The 21,781-nt window shown below is 61.1% G+C and carries 21 protein-coding genes; 12 read left to right on the top strand and 9 right to left on the bottom strand.

The annotated features are described in order from the left end of the window. Window positions 1-79: 79 nt before the first annotated feature. From rho to CAF87_RS11145, 3 genes are all read right to left on the bottom strand, one after another. Window positions 80-1,339, bottom strand: a complete 1,260-nt coding sequence (gene rho / locus CAF87_RS11155; protein ID WP_003229334.1) for a transcription termination factor Rho — start codon at window positions 1,337-1,339, stop codon at window positions 80-82. Window positions 1,340-1,588: 249 nt separating this feature from the next. Further along, window positions 1,589-1,918, bottom strand: coding sequence for a thioredoxin TrxA (gene trxA / locus CAF87_RS11150; RefSeq protein ID WP_003206727.1), 330 nt, complete (start codon window positions 1,916-1,918; stop codon window positions 1,589-1,591). 120 nt (window positions 1,919-2,038) lie between these two features. Then, the gene (locus CAF87_RS11145; protein WP_085731463.1) at window positions 2,039-2,746 is read right to left on the bottom strand and encodes a FadR/GntR family transcriptional regulator; all 708 of its coding nucleotides are present in this window, start codon (window positions 2,744-2,746) and stop codon (window positions 2,039-2,041) included. Between the two features lie 256 nt (window positions 2,747-3,002). On the opposite strand from CAF87_RS11145, the gene CAF87_RS11140 reads away from it, so the two are divergent. The 5 genes from CAF87_RS11140 to ppx all read left to right on the top strand — a co-directional run bounded on the left by CAF87_RS11140 (window position 3,003) and on the right by ppx (window position 7,468). Then, complete coding sequence (locus CAF87_RS11140) at window positions 3,003-3,788, top strand: transporter substrate-binding domain-containing protein (RefSeq protein WP_085731462.1); 786 nt, start codon at window positions 3,003-3,005, stop codon at window positions 3,786-3,788. A gap of 21 nt (window positions 3,789-3,809) precedes the next feature. After that, window positions 3,810-4,490: an amino acid ABC transporter permease gene (locus CAF87_RS11135; protein WP_085731461.1), complete on the top strand. Its 681-nt coding sequence runs from the start codon at window positions 3,810-3,812 to the stop codon at window positions 4,488-4,490. Continuing rightward, window positions 4,487-5,137 (top strand): amino acid ABC transporter permease, encoded by a 651-nt coding sequence (locus tag CAF87_RS11130; RefSeq protein ID WP_085731460.1) that lies wholly within the window; start codon window positions 4,487-4,489, stop codon window positions 5,135-5,137. Before CAF87_RS11135 ends, CAF87_RS11130 begins: the two co-directional genes overlap by 4 nt. Then, a complete protein-coding gene (locus CAF87_RS11125; RefSeq protein ID WP_085731459.1) occupies window positions 5,124-5,861 on the top strand; it encodes an amino acid ABC transporter ATP-binding protein in 738 nt (245 codons plus the stop codon). Before CAF87_RS11130 ends, CAF87_RS11125 begins: the two co-directional genes overlap by 14 nt. A 104-nt stretch (window positions 5,862-5,965) precedes the next feature. Next, window positions 5,966-7,468 (top strand): exopolyphosphatase, encoded by a 1,503-nt coding sequence (ppx, locus tag CAF87_RS11120; protein ID WP_085731458.1) that lies wholly within the window; start codon window positions 5,966-5,968, stop codon window positions 7,466-7,468. Window positions 7,469-7,534: 66 nt separating this feature from the next. Here the strand turns inward: ppx and ppk1 are convergent, their stop codons facing one another. Together ppk1 and hemB are read right to left on the bottom strand one after the other, a co-directional pair. After that, entirely contained in the window at window positions 7,535-9,760 is a 2,226-nt protein-coding gene (gene ppk1, locus CAF87_RS11115) for a polyphosphate kinase 1 (protein WP_085731457.1), read from the bottom strand. Between the two features lie 18 nt (window positions 9,761-9,778). Then, a complete protein-coding gene (gene hemB, locus CAF87_RS11110; protein ID WP_085731456.1) occupies window positions 9,779-10,792 on the bottom strand; it encodes a porphobilinogen synthase in 1,014 nt (337 codons plus the stop codon). Window positions 10,793-11,000: 208 nt separating this feature from the next. Here hemB and CAF87_RS11105 point away from each other — a divergent pair, with 208 nt between their 5' ends. Beyond that, window positions 11,001-11,657, top strand: a complete 657-nt coding sequence (locus tag CAF87_RS11105; RefSeq protein WP_085731455.1) for a DedA family protein — start codon at window positions 11,001-11,003, stop codon at window positions 11,655-11,657. Here the strand turns inward: CAF87_RS11105 and CAF87_RS11100 are convergent. Further along, window positions 11,638-12,873 carry a sterol desaturase family protein gene (locus tag CAF87_RS11100; RefSeq protein WP_085731454.1) on the bottom strand — a complete coding sequence of 412 codons (1,236 nt, stop codon included), beginning with the start codon at window positions 12,871-12,873 and terminating at the stop codon, window positions 11,638-11,640. The two genes, CAF87_RS11105 and CAF87_RS11100, sit on opposite strands and share 20 nt — an antisense overlap. Before the next feature lie 116 nt (window positions 12,874-12,989). Between CAF87_RS11100 and elbB the strand changes: the two genes are divergently transcribed. Further along, window positions 12,990-13,658, top strand: a complete 669-nt coding sequence (gene elbB, locus CAF87_RS11095) for an isoprenoid biosynthesis glyoxalase ElbB (RefSeq protein ID WP_085731453.1) — start codon at window positions 12,990-12,992, stop codon at window positions 13,656-13,658. 45 nt (window positions 13,659-13,703) lie between these two features. Here the strand turns inward: elbB and CAF87_RS11090 are convergent, their stop codons facing one another. Together CAF87_RS11090 and CAF87_RS11085 are read right to left on the bottom strand one after the other, a co-directional pair. Further along, entirely contained in the window at window positions 13,704-14,159 is a 456-nt protein-coding gene (locus CAF87_RS11090) for a YaiI/YqxD family protein (RefSeq protein WP_085731737.1), read from the bottom strand. A 4-nt stretch (window positions 14,160-14,163) separates the two neighbouring features. Then, window positions 14,164-16,059 carry an FTR1 family protein gene (locus CAF87_RS11085; RefSeq protein ID WP_085731452.1) on the bottom strand — a complete coding sequence of 632 codons (1,896 nt, stop codon included), beginning with the start codon at window positions 16,057-16,059 and terminating at the stop codon, window positions 14,164-14,166. A 176-nt stretch (window positions 16,060-16,235) separates the two neighbouring features. Here CAF87_RS11085 and CAF87_RS11080 point away from each other — a divergent pair, with 176 nt between their 5' ends. From CAF87_RS11080 to CAF87_RS11060, 5 genes are all read left to right on the top strand, one after another. After that, window positions 16,236-17,636, top strand: coding sequence for a COG3014 family protein (locus tag CAF87_RS11080; RefSeq protein WP_085731451.1), 1,401 nt, complete (start codon window positions 16,236-16,238; stop codon window positions 17,634-17,636). A 206-nt stretch (window positions 17,637-17,842) separates the two neighbouring features. Further along, on the top strand, window positions 17,843-19,237 hold the full coding sequence (locus CAF87_RS11075) for a COG3014 family protein (RefSeq protein ID WP_085731450.1): 1,395 nt from the start codon (window positions 17,843-17,845) through the stop codon (window positions 19,235-19,237). 15 nt (window positions 19,238-19,252) lie between these two features. Next, window positions 19,253-19,627 carry a YcfL family protein gene (locus CAF87_RS11070; RefSeq protein ID WP_085731449.1) on the top strand — a complete coding sequence of 125 codons (375 nt, stop codon included), beginning with the start codon at window positions 19,253-19,255 and terminating at the stop codon, window positions 19,625-19,627. A gap of 36 nt (window positions 19,628-19,663) precedes the next feature. Then, window positions 19,664-20,251: a penicillin-binding protein activator LpoB gene (gene lpoB / locus CAF87_RS11065; protein ID WP_007951848.1), complete on the top strand. Its 588-nt coding sequence runs from the start codon at window positions 19,664-19,666 to the stop codon at window positions 20,249-20,251. A 3-nt stretch (window positions 20,252-20,254) separates the two neighbouring features. After that, window positions 20,255-20,998, top strand: a complete 744-nt coding sequence (locus CAF87_RS11060; protein WP_085731448.1) for a penicillin-binding protein activator LpoB — start codon at window positions 20,255-20,257, stop codon at window positions 20,996-20,998. A 60-nt stretch (window positions 20,999-21,058) separates the two neighbouring features. Here CAF87_RS11060 and CAF87_RS11055 read toward each other — a convergent pair whose 3' ends face one another. Next, window positions 21,059-21,691, bottom strand: coding sequence for a LysE family transporter (locus tag CAF87_RS11055; RefSeq protein WP_085708946.1), 633 nt, complete (start codon window positions 21,689-21,691; stop codon window positions 21,059-21,061). Window positions 21,692-21,781 lie beyond the last annotated feature (90 nt).

Here is a 21,781-nt window from a genome sequence, read left to right as displayed (position 1 = left end):
CCCATCGTTCGGACAAAAAACAGGCAAAAAAATGGCGCCCCCCTGGGGGGACGCCACTTTTCGGACTCAACCGACGATGTTACTTGCGCTTCATCGACAGGAAGAACTCGTCGTTGGTCTTGGTCGTTTTCAGCTTGTCGACCAGGAACTCGATGGCAGCCACTTCGTCCATCGGGTGCAGCAGCTTGCGCAGGATCCACATGCGCTGCAGTTCGTCGTCGGCCGTCAGCAACTCTTCGCGGCGGGTGCCGGAACGGTTGATGTTGATGGCCGGGAACACACGCTTCTCGGCGATCTTGCGATCCAGAGGCAGCTCCATGTTGCCGGTACCCTTGAACTCTTCGTAGATCACTTCGTCCATCTTCGAGCCAGTTTCAACCAGCGCGGTGGCGATAATGGTCAGCGAGCCGCCTTCTTCGATGTTACGCGCGGCACCGAAGAAACGCTTCGGCTTCTCCAGGGCGTGGGCATCGACACCACCGGTCAGCACCTTGCCGGAGCTCGGGATCACGGTGTTGTAGGCCCGGGCCAGACGGGTGATGGAGTCGAGCAGGATCACTACGTCCTTTTTGTGTTCGACCAGACGCTTGGCCTTCTCGATCACCATTTCAGCCACTTGCACGTGACGGGTCGGCGGCTCGTCGAAGGTCGAGGCAACCACTTCGCCGCGCACGGTGCGCTGCATTTCGGTCACTTCTTCCGGACGTTCGTCGATCAACAGCACGATCAGGTGAACTTCAGGGTTGTTTCGCGCAATATTCGCGGCGATGTTCTGCAGCATGATTGTCTTGCCCGCTTTCGGCGGAGCAACGATCAGACCACGCTGGCCTTTACCGATCGGGGCGCACAGGTCGATCACACGACCGGTCAGGTCTTCGGTGGAACCGTTGCCGGCTTCCATCTTCATGCGCACGGTCGGGAACAGCGGGGTCAGGTTCTCGAAGAGAATCTTGTTCTTCGCATTCTCTGGACGATCGAAGTTGATCGTGTCGACCTTGAGCAGGGCGAAATAACGCTCGCCTTCCTTCGGCGGCCGGATCTTGCCAACGATGGTGTCACCGGTGCGCAGGTTGAAACGGCGGATCTGGCTCGGCGAGACGTAGATGTCGTCAGGGCCGGCGAGGTAGGAAGCGTCAGCGGAGCGCAGGAAGCCGAAGCCGTCCTGGAGAATCTCCAGCACGCCATCACCGGAGATTTCCTCACCGCTTTTCGCGTGCTTTTTCAGCAGGGAGAAAATCACGTCCTGCTTGCGCGAACGGGCCATATTTTCTATGCCCATCTGTTCGGCCAATTCGAGCAGTTCGGTAATCGGCTTTTGCTTGAGTTCAGTCAGATTCATATAGGAATGACGTAATCATTTATGGAGGGGGGAAATTAAGCTTTTGGCTTAATGAGGCCGCGCCGCGGAGAAGGCGACAGGATCGCGTACTTGTTCGAAAAGGAGTGCGTCGGCGACGGCTAGCAGGGGGCAGTGGAGAAACCAGTGCGGGGCCGAATGTACCACCTGAATTTCGGAGCGTCTAGCCCTGAATACGCAAAAAGCCCCGCGATTTGCGGGGCTTTTTGAGGACAATCTTTACTGCGACGCTTAGATGTTGGCGTCGAGGAAAGCAGCCAGTTGCGACTTCGACAGAGCGCCGACCTTGGTCGCTTCCACGTTGCCGTTCTTGAACAGCATCAGGGTCGGGATACCACGTACGCCGTGCTTGGCCGGGGTTTCCTGGTTCTCGTCGATGTTCAGTTTGGCAACGGTCAGCTTGCCTTTGTAAGTCTCTGCAATCTCGTCCAGAACCGGAGCGATCATTTTGCAAGGGCCGCACCATTCAGCCCAGTAGTCGACCAGGACAGCGCCTTCGGCCTTGAGTACGTCGGCTTCGAAGCTAGCGTCGCTAACGTGTTTGATCAGATCGCTGCTCATGGAATTCTCCAGGTTGTAAGCAAAAAAACGTGGCCCATCATAGCCGCCCTTCCCTTGTTCAGGAAGCCGCAGATGATTGAGTCTTGCTATGGCACTCGATGAGTTTGGGTATAGCTCAAGTCACGCGCTGGCGGGGGCGATGAAGGCAATTCCTGTGCGAAGTGCCGCGTTGCGCACGTGCTCCTGCATGGCTTTCTGCGCGGCAGCGGAAGCCCGGCGCGCAAGGGCGCGGAGGATCTTGCGGTGTTCCTGCCAGGTTTCCATGGCCCGTTCGGCGCGGATGAACGGTAGTTTCTGGCTCTCCAGAAAGATGTCGGCGCTGGCGGTGAGGATGCTCAGCATCGCCTGATTGCCGCTGGCCCGCAGGATTCGACGGTGAAATTCGAAATCCAGTTTTGCTGCTGCTTCAAAGTCACCGGCGCGCAGTTGCTCACGCATGGCGGCCACATTGTCTTCCAGTTCGTCCAGGTCAAACGTGCTCAGCGTCACTGCCGCCAACCCGGCCGCGAACCCTTCCAACGCATAGCGCAACTGGAAGATCTCCAGCGGCGAGGCCTGCGCTGCAAACGGCCAGGCCGGTGCACCCTCCCCGCGCGGCAGCTCCACCGGTGCCTGCACGAACACGCCTTTGCCCGGCTGAATACTGACCAACCCCAGCGCACTCAAGGACGACAACGCCTCGCGCAACGACGCCCGGCTGACCCCCAGTTGCACCGCCAGATCTCGCTGCGACGGCAGTGCATCACCGGGGCCGAAACCCTGCTCGGTAATCAGTTTGCGGATCGCTTGCAGCGCCACTTCGGGTACGGCGCGGGAGATCGAGTTCATGGTTTTCCAGTCGGACCAGGCCAAGGTGCGGCCAGTTGTAAAGCTATTCGAGGCGTCAGGCAAGTCATGCCCCAGCGGGGTTCGACGGCGCACGCCGATGCGCTATCGCAGTGCGAAATCCAACCGCACTGTTCAGACCAGTAAGACCGAGAGAACCCGCTAAACCCGTGGCTTTGCGCAGCCAAACCGCTGTCTTGGCACGCCCCGTGCTCTGTCCGATCGCAGAATTCACTTCCCGCCGATCCGGAGATTGTCCATGACGAAGCGTTACAGCGCCCTCCTCGCCGCCCTGTTTGCCGGTCTGATGCTCAGCCAGGCCCCCGCCCATGCCGACGGTCTGGACGACGTAGTCAAACGCGGCACCTTGAAAGTCGCGGTACCTCAGGACTTCCCGCCCTTCGGTTCGGTCGGCCCGGACATGAAGCCGCGCGGCCTGGACATCGATACTGCGAAACTGCTGGCCGACCAGCTCAAGGTCAAACTCGAACTGACCCCGGTCAACAGTACCAACCGCATCCCGTTCCTCACCACCGGCAAGGTCGATCTGGTGATCTCCAGCCTCGGCAAGAACCCCGAACGCGAGAAAGTCATCGATTTCTCCCGCGCTTATGCACCGTTCTATCTCGCCGTGTTCGGGCCGCCGGATGCAGCCGTCAGCACCCTGGACGACCTCAAGGGCAAGACCATCAGCGTCACTCGTGGCGCCATCGAAGACATCGAGCTGACCAAGGTCGCTCCCGAAGGCGTGACCATCAAGCGCTTCGAAGACAACAACTCGACCATCGCCGCCTACCTCGCAGGGCAAGTCGATCTGATCGCCAGTGGCAACGTGGTGATGGTCGCAATCAGCGAAAAGAGCCCGAAGCGCGTACCGGCGCTGAAGGTGAAGCTCAAGGATTCGCCGGTCTACGTCGGCGTGAACAAGAACGAGCCGGCGCTGCTGGGCAAGGTCAACGAGATCCTCGCCACCGCCAAGGCTGACGGCGCGCTGGAAAAGAACGCGCAGAGCTGGCTCAAAGAGCCGCTGCCGGCCGACCTCTGACCGGCGCTGCGGGAGACTTTCATGGCCTATCAGTTCGATTTCTTGCCGGTGGTGGAAAACACCGACCTGCTGCTCCGCGGGGCGTTGTTCACCCTTGAGCTGACGGCCATCGGTGCGCTGTTCGGGGTTGGCGTGGGCATCGCCGGGGCGCTGGTGCGGGCGTGGAACATCCGCCCGTTTTCGACGATCTTCGGTGTCTACGTCGAGTTGATCCGCAACACGCCGTTCCTGGTGCAACTGTTTTTCATCTTTTTCGGCCTGCCGTCCCTCGGCGTGCAGATTTCCGAGTGGCAGGCCGCAGTGCTGGCGATGGTGATCAACCTCGGCGCGTACTCGACCGAGATCATCCGCGCCGGTATCCAGGCGATTCCGCGCGGGCAGCTGGAAGCCGCAGCCGCATTGGCGATGAGTCGTTTTGAAGCGTTCCGGCACGTGGTGCTGTTGCCGGCGCTGGGCAAGGTCTGGCCGGCCCTGAGCAGCCAGATCATCATCGTCATGCTCGGTTCGGCGGTGTGTTCGCAGATCGCCACCGAAGAGTTGAGCTTCGCCGCCAACTTCATTCAATCGCGTAACTTCCGCGCCTTTGAAACCTACGCCCTGACTACCCTCATTTATCTGTGCATGGCGCTGCTGATCCGTCAGTTGCTGAACTGGCTCGGCCGGCGCTACCTGTCGAAAAGCAGCGCAAGGAGCAGCCGATGAGCGATTTCACGTTCTGGGACATCCTGCGCAACCTGCTCACCGGCCTGCAATGGACGCTGGCGTTGTCGCTGGTGGCATTCATCGGCGGCGGGATCGTCGGGTTGCTGATCCTGATCATGCGTATCTCGAAAAACCCGCTGCCCAGCAGTATCGCCCGCACCTGGATCGAACTGTTCCAGGGCACCCCGCTGTTGATGCAGCTGTTTCTGGTGTTCTTCGGCGTGGCGCTGGCCGGGGTCGAGATTTCGCCGTGGATGGCGGCGGCGATTGCCCTGACGCTGTTCACCAGCGCCTATCTGGCGGAGATCTGGCGTGGATGCGTCGAGGCAATTCCCAATGGCCAGTGGGAGGCTTCGTCGAGCCTGGCGCTCAATCCGCTTGAGCAACTGCGCTACGTGATCCTGCCGCAAGCGCTGCGCATCGCCGTGGCGCCGACCGTGGGCTTCTCGGTGCAAGTGATCAAGGGCACCGCGGTGACCTCAATCATCGGCTTCACCGAACTGACCAAGACCGGCGGCATGCTCGCCAACGCCACCTTCGAACCGTTCATGGTCTACGGCCTCGTTGCCCTGGGCTACTTCCTGCTCTGCTACCCCCTGTCCCTCAGTGCGCGCTACCTGGAAAGGAGACTGCATGCCTCTGCTTAGAATTTCCGCCCTGCATAAATACTACGGCGATCACCACGTGCTCAAAGGCATCGACCTGAGTGTCGAGGAAGGCCAAGTGGTGGCGATCATCGGCCGTAGCGGCTCGGGAAAATCCACCCTGTTGCGCACCCTCAACGGCCTGGAGTCGATCAACGACGGCGTGATCGAAGTCGACGGCGAATACCTCGACGCGGCCCGCGCCGACCTGCGCAGCCTGCGGCAGAAAGTCGGAATGGTGTTTCAGCAGTTCAACCTGTTCCCGCACCTGACGGTGGGCGAAAACGTGATGCTCGCACCTCAAGTGGTGCAGAAAGTGTCCAAGGCCAAAGCTGCGGAACTGGCGCGGCAGATGCTGGAGCGCGTCGGCCTGGGTGAAAAGTTCGATGCCTTCCCGGAGCGCCTCTCGGGCGGCCAGCAACAACGCGTGGCAATTGCCCGGGCGCTGGCGATGTCGCCCAAGGTACTGCTGTGCGACGAGATCACCTCGGCGCTGGACCCGGAACTGGTCAACGAAGTCCTGAGCGTGGTTCGACAACTGGCCAAAGAAGGCATGACGCTGATCATGGTCACCCACGAAATGCGCTTCGCACGGGAGGTTGGGGATAAACTGGTGTTCATGCACCAGGGCAAGGTGCATGAGGTGGGCGACCCGAAGGTGCTGTTTGCCGATCCGCAGACGCCGGAGCTGGCGAATTTCATCGGAACCGTGGAAGTCGCAGGCTGAAAGCAGGCCGTCAGTGCGCTAAATCAAGGGTTTGAACCGTGCGCGTTGGCGGCAGCGTTTGATCGTGGCACGATGTCGGGGTTATCGACCGAGACCCCCTGACCATGCCCCAATCCCAAGCCAAGAATCTGTCCCTGATCGCCGCGATCGACCTGGGCTCCAACAGCTTCCATATGGTCGTGGCCAAGGCCCAGAACGGCGAAATCCGTATTCTCGAACGGCTCGGGGAAAAGGTTCAGCTGGCCGCCGGCATCGACGATGAGCGTCAGCTCAACGAAGAATCCATGCAGCGCGGGCTCGACTGCCTCAAGCGCTTTGCCCAACTGATCAACGGCATGCCGCTGGGCGCTGTGCGGATCGTCGGTACCAACGCCCTGCGTGAGGCGCGCAACCGTGGCGAATTCATCCGCCGCGCCGAAGAAATCCTCGGCCACCCGGTGGAAGTCATCTCCGGCCGTGAAGAAGCGCGTCTGATCTACCTCGGCGTGTCCCACACCCTCGCCGACACCCCGGGCAAACGCCTGGTCGCCGACATCGGCGGTGGCAGTACCGAATTCATCATCGGGCAACGATTCGAGCCGTTGTTGCGCGAAAGCCTGCAAATGGGCTGCGTGAGCTTCACCCAGCGCTATTTCAAGGACGGCAAGATCACCCCGGCACGCTACGCCCAGGCTTACACGGCGGCGCGGCTGGAGATCATGAGCATCGAACACGCCCTGCACCGTCTGACCTGGGATGAAGCCATCGGCTCCTCGGGCACCATCCGTGCCATCGGCTTGGCACTGAAGGCCGGCGGACACGGCACCGGCGAAGTGAACGCCGAAGGCCTGGCGTGGCTCAAGCGTCGCCTGTTCAAGCTGGGCGATGTCGACAAGATCGATTTCGAAGGGATCAAACCGGATCGCCGCGCGATCTTCCCCGCAGGTTTAGCGATTCTTGAAGCGATCTTCGACGCCCTCGAACTGCAACGTATGGATCACTGCGAAGGCGCGCTGCGTGAAGGCGTGCTCTACGACCTGCTTGGCCGCCATCATCACGAAGACGTGCGCGAACGCACCCTGACCTCGCTCATGGAGCGCTACCACGTCGACCTGGAACAAGCCGCGCGGGTCGAGCGCAAAGCCCTGCACGCCTTCGATCAGGTCGCCGTGGACTGGGAGCTGGACGACGGTATCTGGCGCGAACTGCTGGGCTGGGCGGCGAAAGTGCACGAAGTCGGGCTCGACATCGCTCACTACCACTACCACAAGCACGGCGCCTACCTGATCGAGCACTCGGACCTCGCCGGGTTCTCCCGCGAAGACCAGCAAATGCTCGCCCTGCTGGTGCGCGGCCACCGCCGCAACATCCCCAAGGACAAGTTCGCCGAGTTCGGCGACGACGGCGACAAGCTGATCCGCCTGTGCGTGCTGCTGCGCTTCGCGATCCTGTTCCATCACATTCGCGGTACCCAGACCATGCCGCAAGTGGCGCTGCATGCCAACGGCAACAACCTCGACGTGGAATTCCCGGAGAACTGGCTGGATGAAAATCAGCTGACCCAGGCGGATTTCGCGCTTGAGGCCGAGTGGCTGACACGGGTGGGCATCGTCCTGACCGTGCACTGAATAACCGACAGGCACAAAAAAGGCGATCCGGATGGATCGCCTTTTTTATTGCGCCGAAATCTTCAGTCAACTGCTGACCGGCAGAATCGGGCTGCCCAACCGCTCCAGCAACGTCGCCTGCGCACTGCGCGGGTTCTGGTTGCCGGTCGGCGTGTTGCGGATGTAGCGGCCATCCGACTGCAGGCTCCAGCTGTGGGTGTTGTCGGTCAGGTACAGCTCCAGCTCTTTCTTGACCCGGGTCAGCAGCTTCTTGCCTTCCACCGGGAAGCAAGTCTCGACGCGCTTGTCGAGGTTGCGCTCCATCCAGTCGGCACTGGACAGGAACATCTGCTCCTCGCCGCCATTGAGGAAGTAGAAAACCCGGGTGTGTTCAAGGAAGCGACCGATGATCGAGCGCACGTGGATGTTGTGCGAAACCCCGGCGATGCCCGGACGCAGGCAGCACATGCCGCGCACCACCAGATCGATGCGCACACCGGACTGGCTGGCCTTGTACAGCGCGCGGATGATCTTCGGATCGGTCAGCGAGTTGAACTTGGCGATGATGTGCGCAGGCTTGCCGTCGAGCGCGAATTGCGTCTCGCGCAGGATCATGTCGAGCATGCCCTTCTTCAGGGTGAACGGCGCGTGCAGCAGCTTCTTCATGCGCAGCGTCTTGCCCATGCCGATCAACTGGCTGAACAGTTTGCCGACGTCTTCGCACAAGGCGTCGTCGGAGGTCAGCAGGCTGTAGTCGGTGTACAGTCGGGCGTTGCCGGCGTGGTAGTTACCGGTGCCGAGGTGCGCATAACGCACGATCTCGCCGGCCTCGCGGCGCAGGATCAGCATCATCTTGGCGTGGGTCTTGAAGCCGACCACGCCGTAGATCACCACCGCACCGGCCGCTTGCAGACGGCTGGCCAGTTGCAGGTTGGATTCTTCGTCGAAGCGCGCCCGCAGCTCGATGACCGCCGTCACTTCCTTGCCGTTACGCGCGGCATCTACCAGCGCATCGACGATTTCCGAGTTGGCGCCGGAACGGTACAGGGTCTGGCGCACGGCAAGAACGTGCGGGTCTTTCGCGGCCTGGCGCAGCAGGTCGACCACCGGGGTGAACGACTCGAACGGGTGCAGCAGCAGAATGTCCTGCTTGCTGATCACGCTGAAAATATTCTCGCTGTTTTGCAGCAGTTTCGGAATCTGCGGCGTGAACGGCGTGTATTGCAGCTCCGGATGGCTGTCCAGACCGGTGATGCTGAACAGACGCGTCAGGTTGACCGGACCGTTGACCTGATACAGCTCGGTCTCGCTCAGGTTGAACTGCTTGAGCAGGTAATCCGACAGATGTTTCGGGCAGGTGTCGGCGACTTCCAGGCGCACGGCGTCGCCGTAACGACGGGAGAACAACTCGCCACGCAGGGCGCGGGCCAAGTCTTCGACGTCTTCGGAATCGAGCGCAAGGTCGGCGTTCCGGGTCAGACGGAACTGGTAACAGCCCTTTACCTTCATGCCCTGGAACAGGTCATCGGCGTGAGCGTGAATCATTGACGACAGGAACACATAGTTGTCGCCAGGGCCGCCGACTTCTTCCGGCACCTTGATGATCCGTGGCAGCAGACGCGGCGCCGGGATGATCGCCAGACCGGAGTCGCGACCGAAGGCGTCGATACCTTCGAGCTCGACGATGAAGTTCAGGCTCTTGTTCACCAGCAACGGGAACGGGTGCGTCGGGTCGAGGCCGATCGGCGTAATGATCGGCGCGATCTCGTCGCGAAAATAACGGCGCACCCAGGTCTTGAGCTTGGTGGTCCAGTAGCGGCGACGGATAAAGCGGATCTGGTGCTTTTCCAGCTCGGGCAGCAGGATGTCGTTGAGGATCGCGTACTGGCGGTCGACGTGACCGTGCACCAGTTCGCTGATCCGCGCCAATGCCTGATGCGGTTGCAGGCCGTCGGCGCCGGCCTGTTCACGAGCGAAAGTGATCTGCTTCTTGAGGCCAGCGACGCGGATCTCGAAGAATTCGTCGAGGTTGCTGGAGAAGATCAGCAGGAACTTCAGCCGCTCCAGCAACGGGTAGGACTCGTCCAGCGCCTGTTCCAGCACGCGGATGTTGAACTGCAGTTGCGACAATTCCCGGTGGATATACAGGCTGCTGTCATCCAGACCGGGAATCGCGATCACCGGAGCCGCCGCTGCGGGCTCTGACGCCGGCGCGGGTGGCGCAGGCTCGAGTTCCGGCGGGGTTTCGGTAATCTGCTCGACCACGGGTTGAGCTTCTTTTACGGCAACTTCACTGAGTCCTTCGGTATTCATCGAATGTTCCTGGGAGGGCTATTTCTGCTCTCGTAACAATTGAGCGGCGCGGACAGCAAAGTAAGTCAGGATGCCATCAGCGCCGGCACGTTTAAAGGCGGTCAGGGATTCGAGGATCACGCCTTCGCTCAACCAGCCATTCTGGATCGCCGCCATGTGCATGGCGTATTCGCCGCTAACCTGATAGACGAACGTCGGCACTTTGAAGGCATCTTTTACCCGGAACAAAATATCCAGGTAAGGCATGCCGGGTTTGACCATGACCATGTCCGCGCCTTCAGACAGGTCCGCGCCCACTTCGTGCAACGCTTCGTCACTGTTGGCCGGGTCCATCTGGTAGGAAGCCTTGTTCGCCTTGCCCAGGTTCGCGGCTGAACCCACGGCATCGCGGAACGGGCCGTAATAGGCGCTGGCGTACTTGGCCGAGTAGGCCATGATCCGCACGTTGACGTAACCGGCCAGTTCCAGCGCCTCACGGATCGCCTGGATGCGGCCGTCCATCATGTCCGACGGGGCCACCACCTGGGCGCCAGCGGCGGCGTGGGACAACGCCTGCTTGACCAGTGCATCGACGGTGATGTCGTTCTGCACATAACCTTCTTCGTCGAGAATGCCGTCCTGACCATGAGTGGTGAACGGATCCAGGGCGACGTCGGTGATCACGCCCAGCTCCGGGAAGCGGTCACGCAGGGCGCGGGTGGCGCGCTGGGCGATACCTTCGGGATTCCAGGCTTCGGCAGCATCGAGGGATTTGAGTTCAGGTGGCGTGACCGGGAACAGCGCCAGCGCCGGAATCCCCAGTTCAACCCATTTCGTCGCTTCTTCAAGCAGCAGGTCGATGGTCAGACGCTCGACACCCGGCATCGAGGCCACGGCTTCGCGGCGGTTTTCACCGTCGAGCACGAACACCGGCAGGATCAGGTCATCGACCGTCAACACGTTCTCACGCACCAGGCGCCGGGAAAAATCATCACGACGATTGCGACGCAGGCGGGTGGCGGGGAACAGGCGGTTGGCTGGGGTAAAGCTCACGGCAGACTCCTGAGCCCGCGCAGACGGGCGAGTGTGGCAGTTATAAGCGGCCATTATGACGGTCGTATTACAGTTATGTGCACCCCCGTGACATGTAGCCGCAATCCATTGTCGTTGTAGGAAATGTTAACGTCGAGACACATTTCGACACTTTCCTGAATGTGTCCGAAGGGTTAGGCTGCGCGTTCATTTCGCCAGCACCCAGACAATGCTCCAACAATTTCTGCATGACTTCGGCTACTTTGCCCTGTTTCTCGGCACGTTCTTCGAAGGCGAAACCATCCTGGTGCTCGCGGGCTTCCTCGCGTTCCGTGGTTACATGGACATCAATCTGGTGGTGGTCGTGGCGTTCTTCGGCAGCTATGCCGGCGATCAGCTGTGGTACTTCCTGGGCCGCAAGCACGGGCGCAAGTTGCTGGCGCGCAAGCCGCGCTGGCAAATGATGGGCGACCGCGCGCTGGAGCATATCCGCAAGCACCCGGACATCTGGGTCCTGAGCTTCCGCTTCGTTTACGGCCTGCGCACGGTGATGCCGGTGGCGATCGGCCTGTCGGGCTACCCGCCGGGACGCTATCTGCTGCTGAATGGCATTGGCGCTGCGATTTGGGCCGCCGCCCTGGCTGCGGCCGCGTACCACTTCGGTGCGGTGCTCGAAGGCATGCTGGGCAGCATCAAGAAGTATGAACTGTGGGTACTGGGCGCGCTGCTGGTACTGGGCGTCGGTCTTTGGCTGCGCCGCCGGTTCAAGAATGCCCGGCTGGCCAGGAAGGTCTACGAAGACGAGCAGGCCGAACAACTGGCCAAGGCTGAACGGCATAAAGCCGAACAGGCCAAATCCGCCGAACCTAAGACGCCAGCCGAGTAAACCGCTGGCGGCAGTAATACAGCCCGATGCCACTGAACAGGCTGTAACCGAGCAGGCCGGCCCAGACCCCGGGGCTGGCCGGCCAAAGCCCGACCTGCGGCGCCAGCCACACCAGCGGCACGTTCGCCGCCAACCGCAGTACCTCCAACTTCCCCGCCCAAGGGCGATTCTCCAGGGCCACGCCCAACACAAACAAACCAAACGCCACCGCGCCCCAGCCCAGCACCAGGGCGCCGGTTGACAGGCTGCGCTCCAGGTTCATCAGGTAACTGCCCAGCGCAACGTACACGCCGAATTGCAGCAGCACGTACCACTGCTGTCGGGCGCCCAGCGGCACTTCGAATTTGCGGAACCGGCTCAAGTCCGGCTTGTGCATCGGGTACTTCGCCGCCACGTCCGCCGGGCGCCATCCTGTACGCATGAACCAGATCCGGATCCTGTCCCACATACGCTCGGCCCGGCGCGCGTCATCCCACAGCTGCGCGTAAAACTGCACGTTGGCCCACAACGGATTCCAGCTCGCCAGCGGTGTGGTCACGCCGAAAATCACCGGTTCGTTGTCGTCCTCTTCCTGGAACGAGCCGAACAGGCGATCCCAAATAATGAACACCCCGCCGTAGTTGCGATCCATGTAGAGAGCGTTCTGCGCATGGTGGGCCCGATGATTGGACGGCGTGACGAAGATCCATTCGAACCAGCCGAGCTTGGGAATGTGCTTTGTATGCACCCAGAACTGATACAGCAGGTTCATCGCCGCGACACTGACGAACACCAGCAGCGGCACACCGAGCACGGCCATCGGCAGGTAAAAGATCCAGCCCAGCAGAAACCCTGTGCTGGTCTGGCGCAAGGCGGTGGAAAGGTTGTAGTCCTCGCTCTGGTGATGCACCGAATGCGCCGCCCAGAGAATGTTCCGCTCGTGCCCCATGCGGTGCAGCCAGTAGTAGCAGAAGTCGTAGAGGACGAAAGCGAAGCCCCATGCCCAGACACTGTCCGCCGGCAACCTGAGCAGCGCCAGATGCTCCAGGGCAAAGCCGTAGGTCACCAGCCCCACGCCTTTGGTCAGCAGGCCGGTGGTGGTCGACAACACCCCGGTGCTGATGCTGTTCACCGCATCGGCCAGGCGATAGTTGCTCACCCCGCGCCAACGGTCGGCGATCAGCTCGGCCGCAATCAATACGAAGAAAAACGGCACCGCATACAGAATGAAGTTCATGACGCGCCCTGATCGAGATCCGTGTGCACAGATCCTAGGTGTAGCCACGGCTTGGCCCTATGGCAACGAACGACAAATTAGTGGACATTTAGCGCCATGAATCTGGAGAGAAACCCATGAGCAAAAAAGTTGCAGTGATCCTGTCCGGTTGCGGCGTGTACGACGGCGCCGAGATCCACGAAAGCGTCATCACCCTGCTTCGCCTCGACCAGCGCGGCGCCCAGGTGCAGTGCTTCGCCCCGGACATCGCGCAATTGCATGTGATCAACCACCTCACCGGCAAGGAAATGCCCGAGTCGCGCAACGTGCTGGTGGAGTCGGCGCGCATCGCCCGGGGCAACGTCAAGGATGTCCGTGAAGCCGATGTCGATGATTTCGATGCGCTGATCGTGCCTGGCGGTTTTGGTGCAGCGAAGAACCTGTCGAACTTCGCCGTCGACGGCGCGGGCTGCTGCGTTCAGCCGGACGTGCTGGCGCTGACCGAGGCGTTTGCCGAAGCGGGCAAACCGGTGGGCCTGATGTGCATCTCGCCGGCACTAGCCGCCAAGATCTACGGCCCGGGCGTGACCTGCACCATCGGTAATGACGCGGAGACGGCCAAGGCCATCGGCAAGATGGGCGCAACCCACGAAGACTGCGCGGTGACCGACATCATCGAAGACAAGGCGCGCAAACTGGTGACCACCCCGGCCTACATGCTGGCGCAGTCGATCAGTGAAGCGGCTTCGGGGATCAACAAATTGGTGGATCGCGTCCTCGAGCTGACCCACGAAAACGACGCCTGACCCGCGACAATGACCATTCCCACGCGCTACGTGGGAATGATTGACTCAGGACTGGCGCGCCAGCCGCGTCAGGAACCGGTCCAGCGCATTGGCGAACGCCTGCTTCTCCCGGTCACCGAACGGCGCCGGGCCGCCGCTGACCTGGCCCTGCTCTCGCAGGTCGGTGAACAGGTTGCGAGTCGCCAGCCGTTCACCCATGTTCTGCGCGTCGAACTCCTTGCCTCGCGGGTCGAGCGCTGCCACGCCCTTCTTCACCAGCCGGTCGGCCAGCGGGATATCACTGCAGATCACCAGCTCGCCCGGCACCGCGTGTTCCACCAGATAATCATCCGCCGCATCCGGGCCACTCGGCACCACGATCAGCTTGACGATCGACAGTGCCGGTTTGCTCTGCGGCTGCCCCGCCACCAGCACCACCTCGAAGCGGCGCTTGAGGGCGAATTTGACCACCAGCTCCTTGGCCATCTTCGGGCAGGCGTCGGCATCGATCCATACGCGCATCATCTCAGGCCGCCACTCGGCGCTTTTCCGCCACCCGGCTGCGGCCGTACAGCACGATGATCGCTGCAATCGCCACGGCCTGCGCCGTCAGCGAGTAGGCGTCGGCGTGAATCCCCAGCCATTCGAAATCGAAGAACGCCACCGGCCGGGTGCCGAAGATCCCGGCTTCCTGCAACGCCTTCACACCATGACCGGCAAACACCACCGACAGCGCACACAGCAACCCCGCATTGATGCTGAAGAACAGCGCCAGCGGCAGTTTCGCCGAGCCGCGCAGGATCACCCACGCCAGACCGAACAGCAGCACCAGCGCTGTCGCACCACCCGCCAACACCGCGTTGTGCCCGGCGGGACCGGCCTGCAGCCACAGGGTTTCGTAGAACAGGATCACTTCGAACAATTCGCGGTACACCGAGAAGAACGCCAGGATCGCGAAGCCGAAACGCCCGCCACCACCGACCAGGCTCTGCTTGATGTAATCCTGCCAGGCTGCCGCGTGCCGGCGGTCATGCATCCAAACCCCGAGCCACAGCACCATGACACTGGCGAACAACGCCGTGGCGCCTTCCAGCAATTCCCGCTGGGAGCCGCTGACATCGATCACGTACGCCGCCAGCGCCCAGGTACCGAGACCGGCCAACAGCGCCAGGCCCCAGCCGACGTTGACACTGCGCACCGCCGATTGCTGACCGGTATTGCGCAGGAACGCGAGGATCGCCGCCAGTACCAGAATCGCTTCCAGGCCTTCACGCAGCAGGATCAACAGACCGGAGATGTAACTCAGCGACCAGCTCAGTCCGTCACTGCCCAGCAGGCCAGCGGATTCCTTGAGTTTGGCCTTGGCCGCGTCAAGACGCTGCTCAGCCTGCTCCACCGACAAGCCGTCCTGCAGCGATTGCCGATAGGCCATCAGGGATTTTTCAGTGTCCTTGCGCACGTTGGCATCGACGTTGTCCAGCGAGCTTTCAACCAGTTCGAAACCTTCCAGATACGCTGCAACGGACAAGTCATAAGCCTGATCACGCTCGCCTGCGCGGTAAGCGGCAAGGCTCTTGTCCAGGGTCGCGGCGGTGTAGTCGAGCAACTGCGCCGGGCCACGCTTGACCTGCGGCGGTTGCGCCCGTTGCGCGCGGAAGGTCGCGGCGGCGGCCGGGCCTTCGGCGGCCTGCACTTCGGCCGGCGTCTGACGGGCGAGGTCGGCGATGTTATAGGTCTTGTCTGTTTTGGCCGTGGCCGGATCGGCGCTGAACTGAGCGATGTAGGTCGCCAGATCCCAGCGCTGACGGTCGTCCAGTTGATCGGCGAAGGCCGGCATGTCGGTGCCTTCGACGCCTTGGCCGAGGGTGTTGTAGATCGCGTAGAGGCTCAGATGATCCAGACGTTTGGCATCACGCAGGTTGGCCGGCGCGGGCTCCATGCCGACACCCGCGGGGCCATCACCGGCACCGCGGGTGCCATGACACACCGAGCAGTGCTGGGTATAGAGCGGCGCGCCACGGGTCGGGTCCGGGGTGATAATCGGCGCCTGGTTGACTTCATAGGCCACCGCCAGTTTCGCTCCCAGTTGCCGGGCCTGACGCGCGACGTCCGCGCCGTCCTGCTTCGCGGTGATGGCGGCCAGCAGAGCGTCGATGCCCTGCTCCAGACCGACCTTCTCCGGTTTGGCCGGCATACCGGCAATCAAGCCTTGCAGCGCGCGGGTGAACTCCAGTTGTTCACGGTATTCGGCATCGTCGATGACCTTGCCGGCCTCTACCGTCGGCGGGTAGTCGGCGCTGATGTAATCGAGCAGGTGCAGCGCTTGCGGCGCGCCTTCCACGGTATCGGCCAGCAGATTGAAGCTGCTCAGGGCAAACAACGGGAACACCAGCCAGGCCAGGAATCGGGACGAGGCAGTCATGAATGGGTCTCAATTGGAAATGCGAAGTAACACATTGTTCACGCCGATGAAGGCTGACTCAAGCTTTCTCGTTGGCCGCATCGTAATTACGCGCATTGTGCTGCAGCAAATAGCCATCACTCGCTTCTATACTGCGTCGCCTCTCACCCCTTTCGATTAAGGAAAATCTCGTGGTCATGCGCCATTGTCTGCTGTTTCCCTTGCTGTTTAGCGCGGTCCTGCAATTGAGCGGTTGCGGGGCCTACCGCAATTACGACCTGGAACTGCAACAGACAACCGAACAGTTGAAAGCGGGCAACACCGACGGTGCGCTGGCCCTGATCGAGGCGCATAACCCGGATGAAGAGAAAGACCTGCTTTATTACTTCGAGAAAGGCGCGGTACTCAGCGCTGCCGGCGAGTTGCCGCAAAGTCAGGTTGCCTGGCGCAGCGCCGAACAGATGGTGATTCAGCGCCAGGACGCCATTGAGACCACTGGCGACAAGCTGCTTTCCGCCCTGGGCAATCAATGGGGCAGCATCATCAACGATAAGATTCGTCGCTACGATGGTTACGACTATGAAAAGGTCATGCTGACCACGCAAATGGCCCTGAATCAGTTAGCCGTGAACGACTTCGACGGCGCTCGTGCGGACATCAAGAAGACCCACGAGCGCGAAACACTGATCGCCCGGCAACGAGAGCTCGAATACGAGCGTGTTGAAAACGCCGCCAAGGACCAGGGCGCCCGTGTGCATTACAAGGACCTGCAAGGTTACCCGGTGGTCATGCTGGATGCGCCTGCAGTCATCGCTCTGAAGAACGGCTATCAAAGTGCGTTCAGCCACTATCTGGCCGGCTTCACTTATGAAGCCCTGGGTGAAAAGGATCTGGCTGCACCGGGTTATCGTCAGGCCATAGAACTGCGCCCTGACATGCCGTTCTTCCAACAGGCCTTGCGTGACCTCGACAGCCCCGGGCTCAAGGCCGGCGAAAGCGACGTGCTGATCATCGTGCAAAGCGGGCTGGCACCGGCTCGCAGCTCGGTGCGTGTGCCGTATCCGGTGAAGCTTGAGGACGGTCAGGTGATCGTCGCCAATGTATCGTTTCCGGTAATGGTGCCCGACACCTCCACCCAGCCTTTCAATCAGATAAGCCTCGACGGCCACCAAAAGAAGCTGATCACGGTCAACAACATCACCGACATGTCCCTGCGCACCCTGCGTGACGACATGCCCGGGATCATTCAGCGCACCACGTATCGAGCGTTCCTCGCCGCAGACGTCCAAGGCACCGACAATCGGCGCAACCCGGCGAAGGCGTCCTATGTAACCCATTACGATGGATTCGAGCACGCAGACACCCGCACCTGGCGCACCCTGCCCAACCTCACACAATTGCTGCGCCTGCGTCTGAAGAAAGGCGAGCACTTGATCAGCCTGCCCACCGCTCCCGGTGTCGCACCGCTGAAAATCCGTATCGATCAGGATCGCCAGATCATCGGCCTGCGTGCCCTGGGCGACCGAATCTATGCCAACGGCAGTGCTTTCCAGGCGCCCGTTTCAGTGGAAAGCCGCGCGGTATCCGGCCTGAAATAAATAATGGCATCTAACTAACCGGTGCAATTAAATAGCTATTACATAGCCAGCATCGCCCGCTTATAATGCCGCGCCCTCGTTATCGCGATGCGGCATTAAAGCTCCTCTGTTTATGAGGAATTGGCAGGAGGCCAACGCCACTGCCGATCGGTCCCAGCAGCCCGACCCGCACCCGAGGCTGTCGCTACTCATGGAAGAAGTACCCCATGGCATTTCGCGCTCCCACTCTGATCGCGCTTGGCGCAGTCACTCTGCTGTCCGGCTGTTCGGCGTTTCGCAACTACGATTCCGAACTGGCCCAGACCAACCAGCAACTGGCCACCGGCAACGTCGACGCCGCCCTGACTCTGCTGGAAAAGAACAACACCAGCCCGGACAAGGACCTGCTCTATTACTTCGAGAAAGGTGAACTGCTGCGCGCCAAGGGCGACTTGTCCGGCAGCCAGAACGCCTGGACCAGCGCCGACCAGGTGGTGGGCAAGTGGGAAGACTCGGTCAAGCTCGACACCGACAAATACCTGGCCCAGTTCGGCAGTTTCCTGGTCAATGACAAGGTCCGTCGCTACGAAGGCTACGACTACGAAAAAGTCATGCTGACCACGCAGATGGCCCTGAACCTGCTGGCGGTCAACGATTTCGACGGCGCCCGCACCGCGATCAAGAAGACCCACGAACGTGAAGCCGTGATCGCCGACCTGCGTGACAAGGAATACCTCAAGAGCGAAGAGGAAGCCGAGAATGAAGGCATCAAGACCCAGTACAAGGACCTGCAAGGCTACCCGGTCGCCAGCCTCGACGCCCCGGAAGTGGTCGGCCTGAAGAACAGCTACCAGAGTGCGTTCAGCCACTATCTGGCCGGTTTCGTCTACGAAGCCCTGGACGAAAAAGACCTGGCCGCGCCGGGTTACCGCAAAGCGGCCGAACTGCGTCCGAACACGCCGCTGCTGGAACAGGCGCTGGTCAACCTCGACAAACCGGTCAAGAGCGATGACAGCGACGTCCTGATCGTGGTGCAAAGCGGCCTGGCACCGGCCCGCGACTCGATCCGCGTGCCGCTGCCGCTGCCGATCTCCGACAACGTGGTGATCACCCCGCTGTCGTTCCCGATCATCAAGCCTGACACCTCGACCGCGACCTTCGCGCAGATCGGTGTCGACGGCCAGCAACTGAACCTGACCGCCCTCAACAGCACCACTGCCATGTCCCGCCGCGCCCTGCGCGATGACATGCCAGGGATCATCGTGCGCACCATGGTGCGGGCAATCACCAAAGGCGTGGCGCAGAAGAAGATCAACGAAACCAACCCACTGGCGGGTCTGGCCGTGGGTATCTCTTCAGCGGTGCTCGAAGGTGCCGATACCCGTACATGGCGTACCCTGCCGGACACCACTCAAGTGGTACGTCTGCGCCTGAAAAAGGGTGAGCATCAGGTTACTCTGCCGAGCGCCGTGGGTGGCACGCAGGTCAAAGTTACCGTCGATCAGCGTTATCAGGTCATCACCCTGCGCGCCGTCGGCAATCAGGTGTTCGCCGCGGGCCTCGCCGCTCACGTGACCCCGAGCGCCGGCACCACCGCCGTAGCCAGCCTCAAACAACCTTAAGAACGGAGTCTTTGCATGCGTTTCAAACTCTTCGCCGTCGCCGCCCTCGCCGTGTTGGCCAGCGGCTGCGCCACCCCGCCACCACCGGAGCCGGGCAGCGCCGCGAGCAAGGTCGTGGCCATGGGCCCGCAGAAACACATCGCGGTCGGCGCCATGCGCGTTGCCCGTGAGAACGGCTTCATGACCGTCAATGTGCAGTTGACCAACACCCTCAACAGCAACAAGACGTTCTACTACCGCTTTGCCTGGCTCGGCGCGGAAGGCTTCCCGATCGCCGAGGAAGAAGTCTGGAAGAGCCAGATGATGTACGGCGCCCAGACCAGCTTCATCCAGGGCATCGCCCCGACGCCGAAAGCCGTGGACTTCCGTCTTGAAATGAAGACGCCTTAAGCCCGACACCCTATTCCCGATTCAGAGAACATTCCCATGTTTGCACGCTTTTCCTTCATCGCTGTCCTCGCCCTGCTGGCCTCCGGTTGCGCCAACACTTCGCCGACCCTGGGCAGCAAGAACATCAGCTACGGCGACACCAAGGCCGTTGAAACCGTGACCAACGAGTTCGGCTCGACCGACCTGCAGATGATCGCCGAATCGATGACCCGCTCCCTGGCCCAGTCCGGCATTCTGCAGGGCCGCCCGGTGGTTCAAGTCTACGACGTGAAGAACAAGACCAGCGAATACATCGACACCCGTGAAATCACCACCAGCATCAAGACCCAGCTGATGAAGTCCGGCACCGCCCGCTTCGCCAGCGACAACACCGCAATGCAGAGCCAGGTCGACCAGCTCAAGCTGCAAAACCAGAGCGGCCTGTACAAGAAAAGCACCGTGGCCAAGACCGGCAACATGATCGCCGCCAAATACCGTCTTGAAGGTTCGATCAGCTCGATCGTCAAGCGCAGCAGCGACTACAAGGACGTCTTCTACAAATTCAGCCTGCAACTGATCGACGTCGAAAGCGGTCTGGCTGAGTGGATGGACGAGAAAGAGATCCGCAAAACCACGGAGCGTTGATCGATGCGTGCATGGATTGGCATGATGGCCCTGGCTTGCGCGTTCAGCGCGCAAGCGGCCCCGAAAGTTGCGGTGACGGATCTGGCTTATCAGGAACGCGTGGAGCAATACATCCACATCGTTTCGGCGCAGAACAATTACCGTGAGGGCTACTACAGCTCCAGCGGTTCTTCGAACTACAACGAGCTCGAAGCCTCCACCAGCTACATCGAACAAGGCGAGCTGCGTAAATTCACCGGCGACATCAAGGGTGAAATCCTGCGCACCGGCATGTTCCAGCTGGTGCAGGGCACGCCGTACACGGCTTCGTCCAAGGGTGACGTCTACGACGTAATCAAGCGGATCAAGGCCGGCAACTTCAAGGGCGCCGACTACGTGCTGTTCGGTACCGTTTCGGACATCGACTTCACCCAGGACATGAACGAGCTGGCCAACACCGACAGCTATTCAGCCGTACTGGGCCTGACGCTGGTGGCGGATTTCAGCCTGATCAACACCAAGACCTACGAAATCACCTCGGCCTTCACGGCCATGGGTGAAGCGCAGGACACCAAACTGGTGAACCACCGCGACATCAAGATCTCGCTGAACCGCCCACGGGTGGTTCGCGATGTCTCGAAGGCACTGGGCGAAGACGTGGCCGGACAGCTGAGCATGCAGCTCGGCGGTGGCGGTTACGAGCAGCCGCGCGAACCGCAGCAGCGCAACAATCTGCCGCGTGATACGGCGCCGGTGATTCTTCACTGACCGGCTGCCGGAAACGAAAAAGGCGACCTGAAAAGGTCGCCTTTTTTATGCCTGCCTGCTTTAGGCCGCGGCTTTGCGCAACGTCGCCATGAATGCCGCCGCGCCGATGAACAGCCCGGCAAACGTACGGTTCATGCGTTTCTGCTGGGTCGGTGTGCGCAACAGGCGAAGCACCTTCGACGCCAGCCCGGTGTAACCGGCCATGACGATCAGGTCGACGCAAATCATGGTCACGCCGATCACCACATACTGGATCAACAGCGGTGCGTGAGGATTGATGAACTGCGGCAGCACCGCCAGCATGAACACCAGGGCCTTGGGGTTGCTGATGTTCACCAGGAATCCACGGAACACCAGAGCCATCGGCCGACCGATCGGACGTACCGCCGCGTCATCGCTCATGTCCATCGGCAGTGCGCGCCACTGCTTGATCGCCAGGTAAACCAGGTAGGCGACACCAAACCATTTGATCGCATGGAACGCAGTGGCCGAAGCGGTGAGGATTGCGCCGACACCGGCGCCGACGATGGCAATCTGCAGGGCCAGGCCAAGTTGCAGGCCCAGGGCGTTCCAGTAACCGCGCCAGAAACCGTATTGCAGACCGCTGGACATCGACGCAATCGCGCCGGCGCCCGGAGAAAGGCTGATTACCCAACACGCGGCAAAAAACGCCAGCCATGTTTGAAGCTCCATCGCACACCTCGACTCAGACTCGTGACAAACGTCCAAGCTAATGGGATTCAGGCTGGATGACTACCGATTTTTTTTCAGGATGTTGCGGCC

Origin of the sequence: Pseudomonas sp. R38(2017), assembly GCF_002112395.1 — a bacterium.
GTDB lineage: Bacteria > Pseudomonadota > Gammaproteobacteria > Pseudomonadales > Pseudomonadaceae > Aquipseudomonas.
The sequence above is the reverse complement of the archived record's forward strand: the minus strand, read 5'-3'. Positions and strand labels throughout refer to the sequence as shown.

Excerpts from the sequence above, each read along its gene's own strand:
- rho (WP_003229334.1), bottom strand. The coding sequence starts at position 1,339 with ATGAATCTGACTGAACTCAAGCAAAAGCCGATTACCGAACTGCTCGAA.
- trxA (WP_003206727.1), bottom strand. The coding sequence starts at position 1,918 with ATGAGCAGCGATCTGATCAAACACGTTAGCGACGCTAGCTTCGAAGCC.
- CAF87_RS11145 (WP_085731463.1), bottom strand. The coding sequence starts at position 2,746 with ATGAACTCGATCTCCCGCGCCGTACCCGAAGTGGCGCTGCAAGCGATC.
- CAF87_RS11140 (WP_085731462.1), top strand. The coding sequence starts at position 3,003 with ATGACGAAGCGTTACAGCGCCCTCCTCGCCGCCCTGTTTGCCGGTCTG.
- CAF87_RS11135 (WP_085731461.1), top strand. The coding sequence starts at position 3,810 with ATGGCCTATCAGTTCGATTTCTTGCCGGTGGTGGAAAACACCGACCTG.
- CAF87_RS11130 (WP_085731460.1), top strand. The coding sequence starts at position 4,487 with ATGAGCGATTTCACGTTCTGGGACATCCTGCGCAACCTGCTCACCGGC.
- CAF87_RS11125 (WP_085731459.1), top strand. The coding sequence starts at position 5,124 with ATGCCTCTGCTTAGAATTTCCGCCCTGCATAAATACTACGGCGATCAC.
- ppx (WP_085731458.1), top strand. The coding sequence starts at position 5,966 with ATGCCCCAATCCCAAGCCAAGAATCTGTCCCTGATCGCCGCGATCGAC.
- ppk1 (WP_085731457.1), bottom strand. The coding sequence starts at position 9,760 with ATGAATACCGAAGGACTCAGTGAAGTTGCCGTAAAAGAAGCTCAACCC.
- CAF87_RS11105 (WP_085731455.1), top strand. The coding sequence starts at position 11,001 with ATGCTCCAACAATTTCTGCATGACTTCGGCTACTTTGCCCTGTTTCTC.
- CAF87_RS11100 (WP_085731454.1), bottom strand. The coding sequence starts at position 12,873 with ATGAACTTCATTCTGTATGCGGTGCCGTTTTTCTTCGTATTGATTGCG.
- elbB (WP_085731453.1), top strand. The coding sequence starts at position 12,990 with ATGAGCAAAAAAGTTGCAGTGATCCTGTCCGGTTGCGGCGTGTACGAC.
- CAF87_RS11090 (WP_085731737.1), bottom strand. The coding sequence starts at position 14,159 with ATGCGCGTATGGATCGATGCCGACGCCTGCCCGAAGATGGCCAAGGAG.
- CAF87_RS11085 (WP_085731452.1), bottom strand. The coding sequence starts at position 16,059 with ATGACTGCCTCGTCCCGATTCCTGGCCTGGCTGGTGTTCCCGTTGTTT.
- CAF87_RS11080 (WP_085731451.1), top strand. The coding sequence starts at position 16,236 with ATGCGCCATTGTCTGCTGTTTCCCTTGCTGTTTAGCGCGGTCCTGCAA.
- CAF87_RS11075 (WP_085731450.1), top strand. The coding sequence starts at position 17,843 with ATGGCATTTCGCGCTCCCACTCTGATCGCGCTTGGCGCAGTCACTCTG.
- CAF87_RS11070 (WP_085731449.1), top strand. The coding sequence starts at position 19,253 with ATGCGTTTCAAACTCTTCGCCGTCGCCGCCCTCGCCGTGTTGGCCAGC.
- lpoB (WP_007951848.1), top strand. The coding sequence starts at position 19,664 with ATGTTTGCACGCTTTTCCTTCATCGCTGTCCTCGCCCTGCTGGCCTCC.
- CAF87_RS11060 (WP_085731448.1), top strand. The coding sequence starts at position 20,255 with ATGCGTGCATGGATTGGCATGATGGCCCTGGCTTGCGCGTTCAGCGCG.
- CAF87_RS11055 (WP_085708946.1), bottom strand. The coding sequence starts at position 21,691 with ATGGAGCTTCAAACATGGCTGGCGTTTTTTGCCGCGTGTTGGGTAATC.